The organism is Geotalea toluenoxydans JCM 15764 (assembly GCF_001311985.1).
Lineage (GTDB): Bacteria > Desulfobacterota > Desulfuromonadia > Geobacterales > Geobacteraceae > Geotalea > Geotalea toluenoxydans.
In genome coordinates, this window is the sequence record NZ_BBCJ01000002.1 from 120,369 (window position 1) to 135,743 (window position 15,375).

General features: G+C 51.3%; 18 protein-coding genes and 2 pseudogenes. 14 read left to right on the forward strand and 6 right to left on the reverse strand.

Annotation, left to right across the window (positions count from 1 at the left end):
• Positions 1–27: 27 nt before the first annotated feature.
• The 6 genes from JCM15764_RS01815 (at position 28) to JCM15764_RS01835 (ending at position 4,154) form a co-directional block, all read left to right on the forward strand.
• Positions 28–1,521, forward strand: a complete 1,494-nt coding sequence (locus tag JCM15764_RS01815; RefSeq protein ID WP_054691982.1) for a B12-binding domain-containing radical SAM protein — start codon at positions 28–30, stop codon at positions 1,519–1,521.
• A gap of 136 nt (positions 1,522–1,657) precedes the next feature.
• A complete protein-coding gene (locus tag JCM15764_RS01820; RefSeq protein ID WP_054691985.1) occupies positions 1,658–1,888 on the forward strand; it encodes a hypothetical protein in 231 nt (76 codons plus the stop codon).
• A 30-nt stretch (positions 1,889–1,918) separates the two neighbouring features.
• Entirely contained in the window at positions 1,919–2,812 is an 894-nt protein-coding gene (locus JCM15764_RS01825; RefSeq protein ID WP_054691987.1) for a PAS domain-containing response regulator, read from the forward strand.
• A 5-nt stretch (positions 2,813–2,817) separates the two neighbouring features.
• A complete protein-coding gene (locus JCM15764_RS27670) occupies positions 2,818–2,988 on the forward strand; it encodes a hypothetical protein (RefSeq protein WP_369412222.1) in 171 nt (56 codons plus the stop codon).
• A complete protein-coding gene (locus JCM15764_RS01830) occupies positions 2,970–3,482 on the forward strand; it encodes a sensor histidine kinase (RefSeq protein ID WP_243688158.1) in 513 nt (170 codons plus the stop codon). The genes JCM15764_RS27670 and JCM15764_RS01830 overlap by 19 nt, the downstream gene beginning before the upstream one ends.
• Positions 3,483–3,539: 57 nt before the next feature.
• The gene (locus JCM15764_RS01835) at positions 3,540–4,154 is read left to right on the forward strand and encodes an outer membrane beta-barrel protein (protein WP_054691992.1); all 615 of its coding nucleotides are present in this window, start codon (positions 3,540–3,542) and stop codon (positions 4,152–4,154) included.
• Between the two features lie 128 nt (positions 4,155–4,282).
• Here JCM15764_RS01835 and JCM15764_RS01840 read toward each other — a convergent pair whose 3' ends face one another.
• Together JCM15764_RS01840 and JCM15764_RS01845 are read right to left on the reverse strand one after the other, a co-directional pair.
• A complete protein-coding gene (locus JCM15764_RS01840) occupies positions 4,283–4,588 on the reverse strand; it encodes a BON domain-containing protein (protein ID WP_054691995.1) in 306 nt (101 codons plus the stop codon).
• Positions 4,589–4,705: 117 nt separating this feature from the next.
• Positions 4,706–5,356, reverse strand: coding sequence for an ATP-binding response regulator (locus JCM15764_RS01845; RefSeq protein ID WP_054691998.1), 651 nt, complete (start codon positions 5,354–5,356; stop codon positions 4,706–4,708).
• A gap of 441 nt (positions 5,357–5,797) precedes the next feature.
• Between JCM15764_RS01845 and scpC the strand changes: the two are divergent.
• Positions 5,798–7,394, forward strand: a pseudogene (scpC, locus tag JCM15764_RS01850) (succinyl-CoA:acetate CoA-transferase ScpC).
• A 254-nt stretch (positions 7,395–7,648) separates the two neighbouring features.
• On the opposite strand, the gene JCM15764_RS01855 reads toward scpC, so the two are convergent.
• Positions 7,649–8,590, reverse strand: coding sequence for an HD domain-containing phosphohydrolase (locus JCM15764_RS01855; RefSeq protein ID WP_054692003.1), 942 nt, complete (start codon positions 8,588–8,590; stop codon positions 7,649–7,651).
• Positions 8,591–8,718: 128 nt separating this feature from the next.
• On the opposite strand from JCM15764_RS01855, the gene JCM15764_RS01860 reads away from it, so the two are divergent.
• Together JCM15764_RS01860 and JCM15764_RS27675 are read left to right on the forward strand one after the other, a co-directional pair.
• Entirely contained in the window at positions 8,719–9,393 is a 675-nt protein-coding gene (locus tag JCM15764_RS01860) for an OmpH family outer membrane protein (RefSeq protein WP_243688159.1), read from the forward strand.
• 122 nt (positions 9,394–9,515) lie between these two features.
• A pseudogene (locus tag JCM15764_RS27675) lies at positions 9,516–11,141 on the forward strand (ABC-F family ATP-binding cassette domain-containing protein).
• 12 nt (positions 11,142–11,153) lie between these two features.
• Here the strand turns inward: JCM15764_RS27675 and JCM15764_RS01870 are convergent.
• Positions 11,154–11,582 (reverse strand): hypothetical protein, encoded by a 429-nt coding sequence (locus JCM15764_RS01870; protein ID WP_243688160.1) that lies wholly within the window; start codon positions 11,580–11,582, stop codon positions 11,154–11,156.
• Positions 11,583–11,602: 20 nt separating this feature from the next.
• Complete coding sequence (locus JCM15764_RS21210; RefSeq protein ID WP_243688161.1) at positions 11,603–11,752, reverse strand: hypothetical protein; 150 nt, start codon at positions 11,750–11,752, stop codon at positions 11,603–11,605.
• A 282-nt stretch (positions 11,753–12,034) separates the two neighbouring features.
• Here JCM15764_RS21210 and JCM15764_RS01875 point away from each other — a divergent pair, with 282 nt between their 5' ends.
• Positions 12,035–12,580 carry a CvfB family protein gene (locus JCM15764_RS01875; RefSeq protein WP_279384206.1) on the forward strand — a complete coding sequence of 182 codons (546 nt, stop codon included), beginning with the start codon at positions 12,035–12,037 and terminating at the stop codon, positions 12,578–12,580.
• A gap of 20 nt (positions 12,581–12,600) precedes the next feature.
• Entirely contained in the window at positions 12,601–12,873 is a 273-nt protein-coding gene (locus tag JCM15764_RS25850) for a S1 RNA-binding domain-containing protein (protein ID WP_279384207.1), read from the forward strand.
• A 21-nt stretch (positions 12,874–12,894) separates the two neighbouring features.
• Here the strand turns inward: JCM15764_RS25850 and JCM15764_RS01880 are convergent, their stop codons facing one another.
• On the reverse strand, positions 12,895–13,098 hold the full coding sequence (locus JCM15764_RS01880; RefSeq protein ID WP_054692006.1) for a cold-shock protein: 204 nt from the start codon (positions 13,096–13,098) through the stop codon (positions 12,895–12,897).
• A gap of 212 nt (positions 13,099–13,310) precedes the next feature.
• On the opposite strand from JCM15764_RS01880, the gene JCM15764_RS21215 reads away from it, so the two are divergent.
• The 3 genes from JCM15764_RS21215 to JCM15764_RS21225 all read left to right on the forward strand — a co-directional run bounded on the left by JCM15764_RS21215 (position 13,311) and on the right by JCM15764_RS21225 (position 15,335).
• A complete protein-coding gene (locus JCM15764_RS21215) occupies positions 13,311–14,495 on the forward strand; it encodes a cache domain-containing protein (RefSeq protein ID WP_243688162.1) in 1,185 nt (394 codons plus the stop codon).
• A 64-nt stretch (positions 14,496–14,559) separates the two neighbouring features.
• A complete protein-coding gene (locus JCM15764_RS21220) occupies positions 14,560–14,910 on the forward strand; it encodes a methyl-accepting chemotaxis protein (RefSeq protein WP_243688163.1) in 351 nt (116 codons plus the stop codon).
• Positions 14,898–15,335, forward strand: coding sequence for a hypothetical protein (locus JCM15764_RS21225; RefSeq protein WP_243688164.1), 438 nt, complete (start codon positions 14,898–14,900; stop codon positions 15,333–15,335). The genes JCM15764_RS21220 and JCM15764_RS21225 overlap by 13 nt, the downstream gene beginning before the upstream one ends.
• Positions 15,336–15,375: the final 40 nt, after the last annotated feature.

Sequence of the window (15,375 nt, forward strand, 5' to 3'; positions counted from 1 at the left end):
GTACTTAATTTACAACGGGAGATCCTCATGAAAATTTTGCTGGTTTATCCACACTATCCGGATACTTTCTGGAGTTTTCGCCATGCATTGAAGTTCATCGGCAGGAAGGCCAGTTTTCCCCCCTTGGGTCTTCTTACTGTGGCGGCCATGCTCCCGGCCCAATGGGAAAAGAAGCTTGTGGATATGAACGTAGCCGAGCTGACCGACAGGGATATCAAGTGGGCTGACCTTGTTTTCATCAGTGCCATGAGTATTCAACGGGAATCCGCAGAAACGGTTATCGGTCGTTGCCGTAATCTGGGGGTGAAAACCGTAGCTGGTGGTCCCCTTTTCATCGCCTTCCACGATCAATTTTCCCAAGTGGATCATCTGGTGCTGGGAGAGGCAGAGATAACCCTCCAGAGATTTCTCGACGATCTGGAAATGGGAGTGCCCGGCCACATTTATCAAGATGAACGCCGCGCCGATCTGGCCGACACCCCTGTGCCACTTTGGGAACTGGCAGATCTGCGCAAATATGCGGGAATGAACATTCAGTATTCCAGGGGGTGCCCCTTCGACTGCGAGTTTTGCGACATTACAGGGCTGTTTGGGCGCAAACCCCGGACCAAGCAAACTGTTCAGCTGCTGGTGGAACTGGAAAGCCTGTATTCAAGAGGTTGGCGTGGATCAATCTTTTTTGTAGACGATAATTTCATCGGCGACAAGCAAAAACTTAAAAGGGAAATTCTGCCTGCCATAAGGGGCTGGATGGAGAAGAGAAACTATCCTTTCTATTTTTACACAGAGGCGTCCATAGACCTTGCCGATGATGGGGAATTGATGCGGATGATGGTCGAGGCCGGTTTCCAGGAGGTCTTCATCGGTATAGAAACCCCCCATGGCGAGGTGCTGACCGAGATTGGAAAAGTACAGAATAAGAACCGGGACCTTCTTGTTTCGGTAAAACGCATACAGCAAGCCGGCCTGCAGGTGCATGGCGGTTTTATCGTCGGTTTCGACAGTGACCCGCCAACGATCTTCGACAGCCAGATCAGGTTTATACAGGAGAGTGGCATTGCCACGGCTATGGTCGGGATACTCACCGCCCTTCGCGGCACAAGACTTTATCAGCGTCTGCGCCAGGAGGGAAGGCTTGTTGGCGATACTACCGGCAATAATATGGCCGTCTCCCTCAACTTCGTGCCGAGGATGGAAAGGTCTGCCCTGATAGGCGGCTATCGTGCCTTGCTCGATCATATTTACTCTCCGGATAATTATTACAAGCGGGTGAAGAAGCTCCTCAAGGAATACCGTCCGCTATACACCGGCAGATTCAATGTCCAACGGGGTTACCTGCCGGCTCTCTGGAAGTCAATTTTCTTCCTGGGTGTTCTTGGCAAGGAGCGGGTCCAATTCTGGAACCTTTTCTTCTGGTCGCTTTTGCGCAAGCCACGGCTTTTCCCGTTGGCCATCACCTATGCCATATATGGTTTTCATTTCAGGAAAATCACAGAGAAGCTGAGAGAAAATGTGGCTTGAAATGGTTAGTAAAATTTTAATAACAAATTACAATTAAAAATGTTGACATTGATGCTGGTTAGATTAAAATAAGTTTAAATTTGTGGGCTGACCGGAACCTGTCTACAGGCAACTGCAACGATATCTGGTGGAACGAATGGGAAAAATAGAAAATGCATCTGATGCTTTGGCCGGGGCGCTGCTCCTCCTTCGGGCACCCGGCTCTTTTTTCTCTGAAAAACCCTTCCAATTTAGCAGGGAAAGATTCCATGCAGAGAATTTGCTGTTTGTCCTGATGCTGACCAATACGTTCATTCATCAACTTCCCGCAGGATCTGCAGCTCCGCCTGCCGTTGAAAATCCCCTTATACGGCCCGATGAAGATTAGCTTCAGTAGTTACCGTACCACGAGGAAATTATGGATAAAGCTTTACGGCTTTTGATTGTAGACGATTCAAGGGATGATGCAGAGCTGATGCTTCATACCCTTAATCAGAATGGATATGAAACCAAATGCCAGGTTGTTGATACTTTGGAGGCGATGCGCGCTGCTCTGGAAACGGAAGAGTGGGACATCATCTTTTCAGATCATGCCATGCCACATTTCAGCGCTCCCGAGGCCCTTGCCGTGGCAAAGGAGTTGCATCCCGAGCTGCCGTTCATAATACTTTCCGGCGAAATCGATCTCAATCTGGCTGTTTCCCTGATGAAGGGGGGAGCGCAGGACTATATCCAGAAGAGGGAAATGGCCCGCATCGTTCCGGCAATAGAGAGGGAGCTGCGGGAAGTTGAAGCCTGCCGCCAGCGCAGGCGCATGGAAACGGCACTGTTGGCATCGGAAATCCGTTACCGCCGTCTTTTTGAAACGGCCAAGGATGGCATTCTGATACTGGATGCCGACACCGGGAAGATTACCGACGCCAATCCATCGCTGATGGAGATGCTTGGCTGTTCCAGCGATGAGTTGATCGGCAAGAAGTTATGGAAGACGGACATTTTCGCCGATACCTTTGCCAGCAAAAGGGCCTTCAACGAGCTGGAGAAGAAGGGCTATATCCGATATGACGATATGAGTCTGAAAACTCGCGAGGGCCAGCAGATAGATGTGGAGTTCATCAGCAACGTCTATCCGGTTGACGACATGAAGGTGATCCAGTGCAACATGCGCAATATCACCGACCGCAAAAGGGCCGAAGGCAGGTTAAAATCCTGGATACCTATCTGGAAGCCAGGGCGGCCGAGCTGGAAGCCGCCAACAGTCAGCTTGAGGCTTTCAATTATACAGTATCCCACGACCTCCGGGCACCGCTGACCAACATCAACGGTTACTGCCAGTTGCTGATGGAGCTGTGCCGCAACATCCTGGAACCGAAGTACATGGGCTACCTGCAAGAAATAAACAACGGCGTTTTGCGGATGAACAGACTTATCGACAGCTTCTCAATCTTTCGCTCGTATCACGGGCTGAATTGCACCGGGAAAAGGTAAATCTTTCCCAAACGGCAAAGGCGGTGGCGGCGGAGCTCAAGTTGATGGAGCCGCAACGGAAGGTGACCTTTAAAATAGCTGATGATGTGATGGTGTACGGAGATGTAAGCCTGCTGCAAGTAGTAATGGAGAACCTGTTTGGCAATGCATGGAAATACACCAGCAAAAGGGATTTGGCGCACATTGAATTCGGCGTTACGGATCATGGCGGGAAGCGCGCCTGTTATGTCCGGGATAATGGTGCAGGCTTTGATATGACCAATGCAGAAAAGCTTTTTAATGTCTTTCAGCGCCTGGATGACACTGGGGAATTTGAAGGATTCGGCATCGGGCTGGCAACGGTGAAAAGGATCATTCAGAGTCATGGCGGCTGGATAATCGGTGAGGGTGAAGCAGGCAAAGGCGCAACATTTTACTTTACCCTGGATGATCAGCTTCAGTACGAGTCCATAAATACAGAGAGGAAAGGAGAAGTCATCATGGCGCAGACCTAATCCATCGGAGCTGGCAGGTTGTGTACGAAGTACATCCAATATTGCAAGGAGGAATAAATGAAAAAGATTACCCTTTTTTCCCTGGTCATTGCATTTCTTCTTAGCGTAAACCTCTCGTGGGCTGCAGATGAAGCTGATAAGCCGGCTAATTATCTGGCTATCAAGGGTGGTATTTACTCTCCCAGCAATGATTTTGACGTACAGGAAATCCCTGGTGACAGCACCGTTAGCCGCCTTGACAACAAAATCGGGTTTGCTGGAGAGGTTGCTCTTGGTCATTATATCATGCCGGTGCTTGCCATGGAGCTTGGAGCCGGATACTTCGAGAGCAAAGGCTCCGGGGAAGCTGTTGCAGGTCAAGACGCCAGGCTGAGGGTCGTGCCGGTGGTCCTTACTGCAAAGGTACTACTTCCGCTTGGGCCGGTCGAACCCTATGGTGAGTTTGGTGTAGGAGGTTATTTTTCCAAGGTTCGGGATTTTAAAATTGATGAAAGTACCAATACGAAGGCAATGTTCGGTCTTCATGCCGGGGCGGGGCTCAATTTCAACATTACCGACAGTTTCTTTTTGGGCCTTGAAGGAAGATATCTGTGGACGGACGACTCATGGGGCAGTTCGGATGCAAATTTGGACGGCTTTATTACCACGGCAGCTCTCGGTTTCCGTTACTGAAGCCATGCAGCTGTTGTCATGGGATCATTCGGGGAGCTGACGGTGATGTTCAATAAAAGCATGAGAGAAGATCTGATGGCAGGCATTTCACATTGCCTGCCATCGATGTTTTCTTGCTGTCGCAATTACTATTTGACGATGAGATCGTTTTTTACCTCTCTGACACCCTCCACGCTGCTGGCAACTTCGCCTGCCCTTTTCACGCTTTGCGGAGAATCGACAAAGCCGCTCAGCTGGACCTTGCCCTGGTATGTCTCAACGGCAATCTGCATCACTTTCAAAGCAGGATCTCCCAGAATTGCCGATTTGACCTTTGTCGTGATCACTGAATCATCAAGGTATTGACCTGCGGTTTCACTCTTCTGGTGGGATGCGCACCCCCCCAGCATCAATATCAAGCCGAAGGTAAGCATGGATCTTGTTATGAGATTCATAACAGCCTCCTGTATGGGTTTAGATTAACTATAACTAATTGCACAGGTGTGTCAATTTATGTCCTTGCTGATGAAGACCGGGAGGAGAAGAGGCATTAAGGATGGAGGGAATGCCATTTAGAGCTTGTGCAAATCGATCATCTTTTCGTTGCAAAGATATTCGGTCTGGGAGATACGGGTTGTCCTGGCAAGTTTTGCTACAATATCACGTATTTTTCCCATCTCCTGTCGAATCTGCTGTAGAGCGGACGATACATGCTCATGATGGGAATTATTGTCTTTTTCCAGCATATAGAGGGAACCATAAATAGATGTTAAGGGATTGTTGATTTCATGGCTCAGGGCAATGGCCATTTCCTTGAACAGTTTCAGCTTTTCAAGTTCCATGGACTGCCGGGCAAGGCTTTGTGCAGCCAGATGGGATCTTATCCTTGCCAGCAGTTCCTGGGGATAAAATGGTTTTACTATATAATCCACGGCACCGGCTTCGAATCCCTTTACCTTTTCTCTTTCTGCATCCATGGCAGTGATGAAGATTACCGGAATGTCTTTCGTAGTTTCAATATGTTTGAGCTTTTTGCACACCTCGTAGCCGTTAAGTGCAGGGAGATGAACATCAAGCAAAATGAGGTCAGGATGATTTTCCAGGGCAATGGCAATACCTTGTGCTCCGTCATCACTGAAATCGAGCGCATAGCTGCCCGATAGAATGTCTGCCAACTGGGCCTGTGCAACACTGCTGTCTTCTATAACCAGTATTCTTGCCATGAATGGGGTGTCCCTTATTTATAAAAAACGATATTCTATCTCTTTCAAAAAAGTTGTCAACGCTGGAAAGAGAGATGAGCGTGGAAATATAAATGTAAAACATAAATTTAGTAATAGTGAACAAGTTGTGATAACAGTAAAACAAATTGTAAGGCAATCGATGAGCAAATCATTTGTTGAAACGCCTTGTGATTGCAACTATTGTTTAAATTCTCAATAGCTGTGGAGCAGATGTTTCAGTGCCGAAAGCGACTTTTTAAATTATTTTTTAACTTGACTAAAAGGTGGCCCTTAAGTAGAATGCGGTTCTAATTTTTGCCGGAAGACGGTTCCTCCCACTGTCTTTAGCGGTCTGAATCATCAGGTTTCAATGTTGTTCTTATTACAAAAGATCTTTGTTGATCTTGTTTGTAAACATCAAAACAAAACAGGAGGAAGAAAATGTCTGAGTACGGCACCCTGCAAGACCGCGTCCGTTGTAAATCCCTCATGAACAAGGTCATGAAGGCAGAGGACACAATCCAGTTTTTCAAAAACGGTATGAACTTGGGTTGGTCCGGCTTTACCCCTGCCGGTTATCCCAAAGAGGTCCCCATCGCTCTTGCCGAGCATGTTGAAAAGAACAACCTGCAGGGCAAGTTGAAATTCAATCTTTTCATTGGCGCCTCTGTTGGCGCCGAGACCGAAGATCGCTGGGCTATTAACGATATGATCGACCGCCGCTGGCCTTATCAGACCGGTAAGAATATCGCTGCCGGCATCAATGAAGGTCGCATCCGTATGGGGGACAAACACCTTTCCCTTTTCGCCCAGGACCTTGGCTACGGCTTCTATACCAAAGATACCGAGTCCGGAAAACTGGACCTGGCCATAATCGAAGTTTCGGCCATAACAGAGGACGGTGGCCTGGTTCCCACCACCTCATGCGGCGTCATTCCCGAAATACTGATGGTTTGTGACAAGATCATTGTCGAGGTAAATACCGGTGAGCCTTCTTTCGAGGGAATCCATGACATTATCTCCTGCAAGACCCCGCCTAATCGTGAAGTTTTCAACATCACCAAGGCCGGCAGCCGTATCGGAACCACCTATTGCCCCTGTGATCCGAGCAAGATCATTGCCGTCGTCGAATCGAAGCGGCGTGACAAAGGGCGTGCCTTTGCCGAGCAGGATGATACCTCCGAGGCCATTGCCAACCACATCATCGACTTCTTCAGCCATGAAGTGAAAATGGGCAGATTGCCGAAAAACCTGCTGCCGCTCCAGTCCGGCGTCGGTTCCATCGCCAACGCCGTCATCGGCGGTCTGGCAAAAGGTCCTTTCTCCAACCTGACCGTATACACCGAAGTGCTTCAGGACACCATGCTCGACCTGTTCGACTCGGGCAAGCTGCTGGATGCTGCTTCATCCTGCTCCCTGTCCCTTTCCGAGACCCCTGGTTTTCCCCGCTTCTTCGAGAACTGGGACAAGTACTTCGACAAGATCACCCTGCGTCCGCTTTCCATCTCCAACGCTCCTGAGCCGATCCGTCGCCTCGGGTGCATCGCCATGAATACCCCGGTCGAAATCGACATCTATGCCCATGCTAACTCTACCCTGGTTGGCGGTACCAGGATGATCAACGGCCTCGGCGGTTCCGGCGACTTCCTCCGCAACGGCTTCCTCAAGATCATGCATACTCCATCGAGCCGTCCTTCCAAGACTGATCCGAACGGTATCTCTTGCGTTGTTCCGCACTGCTCGCACATCGACCATACCGAGCATGACCTGGACTGCGTCGTTACCGAGCAGGGTCTGGCAGACCTTCGTGGTATGGCTCCGAAAGACCGCGCCAAGCGGATCATCGAGAAGTGTGCCCACCCGGATTACAAGCCGATCCTCACCGAGTACCTCAGCATTGCCACAGCTGACTGTCTGAAGCGCAAGGTGGGGCATGAGCCAGTTGTGGGACCGCGCCTTCAAAATGCACCTCAACCTGGAGCGCAACGGCACCATGAAGATCAAGAACTGGGATGTGAAGGTCGACCTCTGCGAATAGAGAGATTTGGATTCATGTAATGCAATGCAGGCCCCGCGGATTTTCTCCGCGGGGCTTTTTTTTGTCGGCGTGGCTTCGGGAATGAATGACCGAGCTGCCACGGCGACTGAACGAACGGACGAAGTCTCGGCAACCTGGCCCTTCAACGAAAATGTTTGGAGGTAGGAAGACGCTTATATTTATCCGGCAATCCCGGTTGCCTGGAATAATCCCATCATCTTTAGTGTCTGTGTTGTAGAAGCTGCCTGAGTCGTTCAGGAATCGATGACGGCAAACAACGCATCGACGATCTCCGGATCGAGATAGGTGCCGCGCATGCCATCGATTGTTTCAATGATCTGCTCCCGGGAAAGTTTGCTGCGGTATGGCCGGTCCACGGAGAGCGCATCGTAGACGTCTGCGACAGCCACGATCCGGGCTTCCAACGGAATATCGTTTCCCTGCAGGCCTGAAGGATAGCCACGACCGTCATAGCGTTCGTGATGATAGAGGACGATGTTCTGTACGGCCTCAGAAAGGTTTGCCTTGCGAACCACGGTGCATCCCCAGACCGAGTGATTCTTTACCAGCTCGAATTCCTCCTCTGTCAGTTGGCGGGGGGCATTCAGTACCGCCTCCGGAACGCCTATCTTGCCGCAGTCGTGGAGCCAACTGCCGAATTTGATTTCTTCCTGTTTGTTCTCGCTCACACCCAGTTTTACCGCGATCTGCAGGGCAATGGTGGCCACACGGTCGCAGTGCCCTTTGGTACAGGCATCTTTCAGCTCGATGGTCTGCGCCAGGGAGTGGAGAACGAATTCGTCCTCTCTCTTCAGGGATTGCAAGATGCGGAATCTGCGGATACCGTCCTTTACAGCCTTGACCATCTCCGTGTCTTTCCATGGTTTGACGACAAAGCGGAAGACTTCCCCATTGTTGATTGCGGAAAGGGTTGTTGCCAAGTCGGCGCTGCCGGTCATCATGATCTTCACCGTATGTGGTGAAATCTCCTTGATCTTTGCCAGCAGCTCAAGTCCGTTCATGCCAGGCATCTGGTTGTCGGCCACAACAACGGCAATTATATTCTGGTTGACAATCTGCAGCGCTTCAATCCCCGAACTGGCTGTCAGAACAGTCAGACCCCTGTTTTCGAAGAGTCCGCAGGTGTAGTCAAGATAGACCTTCTCGTCATCGACAAAAAGAATTGTTTCCGCCATTTTTACCCCTCGATACAGCAAAACGCGCAGAGTATACTGTTGAACTATTCGGCGCTTATGGCGTAAAACTTAGCCTGAAATTCACCTCACACTTCTTTATTTGCCAATTTGGCGCAAACCGGCTATCCTTGCTGCTGCTTGAAAACACCACCAAAGAAATGGAGTCCGCATGCTCACTATTTGCAGAAGTGCCGCAGTTATGCTCATTCTTTTTGCCCTTCCTTACCTTTCCCATGCCGAGGCCGGTATCGACAGCCGGTCCGGCTGATAAACCTGCTGCACAGACGGCGGCTCCGACTGTAATCGTCGAGCCGGCGCCAACCGGAGAGACAAAGGCGGAGCGGGTGATAAAGTTCGGCTACGTGGATATGGTCAAAATCGGCAACGATTCAAGCCAGGGGAAGGCGGCCAAGGCCAAATTCGAGGCCAAGGCCGATAAATACAAGGGCCAGATAGCTGCAAAACAGAAACAGCTTGAGAAGCAGAAGAATGCCATTCAGGCAAAACTGGCCACCATGAGCTCCGAGCAGCGGGCAGCCAAAGCCAAAGAGTTCGACAAAAAGGTTAATGATTTCCAAAAATATGTGCAGAAAGCGGAAAAGGAGATGCAGGATCTGCAGGAGGAAGTTTCCCGCAAGCTCTTTCTTGACATTGAACAGGCGGTGGACGCCTATGGCAAAACTAACGGATTCACTGCCATATGCGTCAAAAAGGATGTTCTTTATCTGGCCAGTGGCGTTGACGTCCAGGATGTTACAGACTCGATCCTGAAACTGGTGAATGAAAAGGGATCAAAACCTTGAACTTTTGAATTTGGCTGAATGAAAAAGGCCTGCCGATGCAGGCTTTTTTTATGTCATCGCTATCAATGAACTGCTTCACTTGTATTGATCCAAAACAATAAGAGTAAAGATGGAGAGAGAAGATGATTCACCTGTCGAGCATCACAAAACAGCACGGTTCACGCTGCTTTTCCGCGACGCTTCGTTCCAGATTCTGCCTGGCAGCCGCACCGGCCTGGTGGGCCCTAACGGTGCGGGCAAAACCAGCATCTTTCGCATCATTACCGGCGAAGAGGAGGTGGATGCCGGGGAGATTACCCTGGCAAAGAATACCACCATCGGCTACTTCTCCCAGGATGTGGGGGACATGGCAGGGCGTTCCGCCCTTGCGGAGGTCATGGCCGGCGCCGGGGATACGGTTCAACTGGCAGCCGAGCTTAAAAAGATGGAGGAAGCCATGTGTCTGCCCATGGCGGACGATGAAATGGCTGACCTGCTTGAACGGTACGGCGCTGCATGGAGGAATTCGAGCACAAGGGTGGCTATGATCTGGATTCTCGCGCCCAGGCGGTGCTGACCGGGCTCGGGATAGGTCCGGACCGGTTCAACCATTCCGTAGAATCCTTCAGCGGCGGCTGGAAGATGCGCATCGCACTGGCGAAGATCCTGACCCTGAATCCTGATGTACTTCTTCTGGATGAGCCTACCAACACCTGGATGTGGAATCCATCGTCTGGCTAGAGGAATGGCTGGCAACGGAGTTCAAGGGGGCTCTGCTCATGACCAGCCACGACCGTGACTTCATGAACCGCATCGTCAGCCGCATTGTAGAGGTGGCCAACAAAACCGTCACCACCTATGGCGGTAATTACGATTTTTACGAGCGGGAGCGCGCTGTTCGCCATGAGCAGCTCCTGGCAAGCCATAAACGGCAGCAGGAGATGCTGGCCAAGGAGGAGGAATTCATTTCCCGTTTTGCTGCCCGTGCCTCACATGCCGCCCAGGTTCAGTCACGGGTGAAAAAGCTGGAGAAGATTGATCGGATCGAGATACCACCTGAGGAAAAAACGGTGCGCTTTCAGTTCAATGAGCCGCCGAGAAGCGGTGACGATGTGGCGGCAATGGACCGGCTGGGGAAGTGCTGGCTGACCCCGGATGGTGTGGAAAAATCAGTGTTCGGCGGGGTCTCGGGTATCATCCGCAGGCAGAACAAGGTGGCGGTGGTCGGGGTTAACGGCGCCGGCAAATCGACCTTTTTGAAGATCCTTGCCGGTCAGACCGAGCCCACAACTGGCCGCGTTGCCCTTGGAGCCAATGTGGAGGTCGGATACTTCAGTCAACACGCCATGGAACTTCTCGATGCGAGAAAGACGGTGTTCGAGACCATGCAGGATGCCATGCCCCTTGCCAACATCGGCGTCATCAGGAACCTTCTTGGTGCTTTCCTCTTTCAGGGGGATGCAGTGGATAAAAAGGTAGGCAACCTGTCCGGGGGAGAGAAAAGCCGGGTGGTGCTGGCAACGCTGCTGGCCAGGCCGGTGAATTTCCTCATTCTTGATGAACCTACCAACCATCTGGATATCAGATCCCGTGAGATTCTGCTGGAAGCGCTGCAGAGCTTCACCGGCACGGTGGTACTGGTCAGCCACGACCGGCATTTTCTCCGGTTGCTGGTAGACCGCGTTTTTGAGGTTGATCATGGTGAGATGAGGGTCTACGAGGGGGATTATTCCTACTATCTTGCAAAATCACGAGCCGAGGCTGCTTGAGGTGGAGCTGGCTCAGATTTCTTCCCCGCCATTCAGGGACTGCGTTCTCACCTTCACCGGCAGACTGCGGCCGGTCAGCTTGCGACAAAGGCCGGCAAGGAACCTGATAGTTACCGCCTTGTGGATATAGGCCTGGGTCAGCTTGTAAGAGACCTTCCTCAATCGGGAAGGCCTGCTGCTCCCCAGGAGGAGCGGACAGTAGTCGCTTAATTCGACACTTAGGGTGACACCGCCGTCAGATCTTTTTGCCGTAAGACGAAACCTGCCCCGCTCGCATTCGCCCTGTTGGACAAGAAAACCGCCACAGAGGCAGAGGGTTGCATCGTATGACTCTGTATCCCCTTTTATTTCAGGAGGAGAGAAGCTAAGCAGGCTGAGGCTGGACCCCAACAGTCGGAAATGTATGCCCCCGTTGACCTTCGCTGGCCTGACAAGAGTCAAGGTGCATCGCCTGATATGGCTCAAATAAAGGTCAAGGAGTTCAGGGGGAAACCCGGCAAATTTGATACTTCATGCTCTATCTGTAACCATTGTTTTGAATATACCGAGGTATCGGGCAGCAGAACCTGCTGTGACCACACCTCCAGTTTTTCATCATCCTTGATTGGCAAAGCTTCCCTCCAAGCTGGCAATTTAGACAGTGTATCACCTTTTGTCCTTGCTGTGCCCCTTGTCATGTGAGGAAATGTTGCTTTTGGGAGAATCTGTGTAAAACTGCCTATGAGTTTGATTGGCTGGAGGCAGTATGAAACCGGGAGAAGGAACGGTTGTCACTGGGGCTAACAGCTTTATCCGGCAGGACTGTCGGACCACCTATGATGAAGCAGTCCCGCCTTGCTTTGGCAGAGACGTCATCGGAAATGAATAAGGATAAAAAGTGAGGACTGAAGCCAATGCTGGAAATCGGTAGATACAATGAGCTAGAGGTGAAAAAGCTGAGCCCACAGGGGGCGTACCTGCAGTCAGAGTTGGGCGAGATACTGCTGCCGCGGAGATATGTCCCTGCTGGTTTGCAACAGGGGGACCGGCTGCGGGTTTTCATCTATCTCGATTCCGAAGACAGGCTGATTGCCACGACACAGAGAGCACGGGCGCAGGTTGGAGAATTTGCTCTGCTGTCAGTGAAAGAAGCCGGTGCCATTGGCGCCTTTCTCGATTGGGGGCTGGATAAAGACATTCTCGTGCCCTTCGCCGAGCAAAATGTCCCCATGAAAAGAGGAGAAAAACATCTGGTCAGACTGTACCTGGACAAGTCGGAACGGGTATCGGCATCGGCACGCATCGACAGGTTTTTGGATAATGAACGGATAGGGCTGGAGCAAGGCCAAGAGGTTGACCTTATCATTTACCAATTTACCGATTTGGGCGCCAAGGTAATCATAAACGGCATCCATTCCGGGCTGTTGTTCAAGAACGAGTTGTATGGCCGGCAGGAATAGGGAACAGGCTGAAGGGGTACGTGAAAAAGGTCAGGGACGACAAAAAAATCGACGTCACTTTGAAGAAAAGCGGTATTCAAGGCCTCGATACCAGTCGGGATAGAATCCTGAAAACTTTGGCGACGACCGGTGGTTTTCTGCCCCTGACCGATAAAAGTTCACCGGATGTCATAGCAGAAGTGTTGAAGATGAGTAAGAAGACCTTTAAAAAAGCAATCGGCGGCCTTTACAAGGATGGATTTATCGATCTCAAGGAAGAAGGGATCGAGATTAGAGGCAGTCGAGAGAAATAGTCCCAGTCGGGAGGCGCTTGCCTAACCAGCCTTTTTTACATTTGCCGCCTGTGGCCCCTTCGGCCCCTTGACCACGTCAAAGGTCACGGCATCCCCTTCGTTGAGGGTCTTGAAACCTTCGCCGCTGATGGCCGAAAAATGCACAAAGACATCCTCACCAGTATCTCTGGAAATGAAGCCGAAACCCTTGCTTTCATTGAACCACTTCACTATTCCCTTTTCCATTGCTTCCTCTCTTTATTCGCTGGATAAGCTTCTTTATTGGTAAACTCTAACAACGGGGTGGCTCTTGTCAAGGTACTCCTGTTTTCAGAGGCATGGGTTTTTATGTGCAAAATTTATGTAATCATGATTTTAAATTTGTGTTATAAACCCAAGTCGCTTTGGAAATAAGCCGTCGACTACTATCATTTTTTGAGATTAAAATGGACCTGTCTATGAAAATCAAACGGTATCGCAATTGGCCCATACTGCTGAAGATCATGTCTATTCCAGTTCTGAGCCTTTTGTTGATAGTTCTTGGCACCAAGCTGGTCATCGTTCCCCGAATAGAAGCCTGGCTGATGGAGCAGGAAAAACTCAAGGTTCAGAGTGTGGTAGAGGTTGCCTATCAGCAGGTAGTCCAGGGAGCCCTGGCAGTGTCGCAGCGGAACATTCCCGTGGAGGAAGCGCAGAAAGAGGTGGTTGCCAGGATAAAAGAGCTGCGCTATGCGGGCAAGGAATATTTCTGGATCAACGACCTGTCCCCGCGGATGATCATGCACCCTACCAAACCCGAGCTCGATGGCACGGACCTCACCGACTACAAGGATCCCAATGGCAAGCATCTCTTCAAGGAGTTTGCCAGGGTTTGTGAAACGAAGGGGGAGGGTTTTGTTGATTATATGTGGCCCAAACCCAATGAAACCGAGCCTTCGCCTAAAATTTCCTACGTCAAGCTCTATGAACCCTGGGGCTGGATTATCGGCAGCGGGCTCTATGTGGACGCCTTCCAAGCCAAGGTGAAGAATCTGCACAACTTCATTCTGGCGTCTTCCCTGATTGCTTCCCTGCTGTTGGTCATCCTTGCCTGGTCTGTGGGCAGGGGGATAAAGCGTTCCATCGGCCAGGGCTGTACTTTCGCCGCTGCAGTGGCGTCGGGGGACCTGACCAGGACCCTTAACATCAACCGTGAAGATGAAACTGGCACCCTCGGCAGTTCTCTTAATTCAATGGTGAACGGTCTACGCTCCATGATCGGCAGAGTTACCATGACTGCCGGTGAGCTTACTATCTCTGCTGGAGAGATAGCAGGCGCCTCGCGGAAGATGGTCATGTCTGCAGAGCAGCAGACCGCGGATGTTGCTGAAGTCTCAGACGCTTCAGCCCACATCCACGAAGTGACCGACAAGGTAGCTACCGATGTGGACGGACTTACCAGCCTGGCCGCGGAAAGCTCATCGGCGGTAACTGAGCTTGCAGCGAGCATCGAATCTGTAGCCGGCAACATGGAAAGCCTTGCTGCATCCGTTGATGGCATCGGTGTTTCCATTACGCAAATGACCGATTCAATCAGAAGCATCGATACAGGGGGTCCAGGCCCTGACCGATACCTCGGTGACGACTGCATCATCGGTCTTTGAATTTGATGCTTCCATACGACAAATAGAGGCTTATGCAAAGGAAAGCGCAGCCATTTCAGGTGAAGTGAGAAATGACGCAGAGACCGGCAGAAAAGCGGTAGAGGAAACAATAGCCGGCATTTACGGCATTACCGAGGCTTCCCGGGTTGCAGCCGATGCCATCGATGCACTTTCAGTCAAGGCCGAGAGTATCGGCTCCATCGTCACGGTCATCGATGAGATCGCGCGACAGACCAATCTGCTTGCTCTTAATGCCTCGATAATTGCCGCCCAGACCGGGGAGCACGGCAAGGGATTCGGCGTCGTTGCTGCCGAGATCAAGCAGCTTGCTGAAAGGACAACCATGTCGACACGGGAGATTGCCGAGGCAATCAATGGTGTTCAAAGTGAGACCAACAGGCTGTGGACGCAATAGCCCTTGCCGAAGAGAGTATCAAGGCAGGTGAGACGCTTTCGCTGCAGGCACGGGGCGCACTGGGCAAAATTGTCCAGGGTGTCGAGCGCACGGCGGTGCAACTGGCGGAAATAGCGCGAGCAACCAGGGAACAGGCTCTCGGCAGTGATCAGATCCGCAATGCCATGGAGCATGTGACGGCCATGGCAAATTCCATCGCTGGGACCACCTTCGAGCAGCGCAAGGTGAGCGAGCTGATCCACGGCGAGGTTCGGGCGGGTGAGGGCGTTTTCTTCGGAGGTTATGCTGTCCATGAAAGAACAGGCAAGGGTAGGCGATATGATCAGCCATATGGCAAGGCAGGTGTCGGAGTCCAGCAGCGCCATCAGGGAGGCGTGTATCGAGCAGACCAGCGGCAGTTTGCGCATCAAAAGGATGGTGCATAGCATAAGCACCTCTACCCGGGCGGTGCTGGAGGAGACCAAG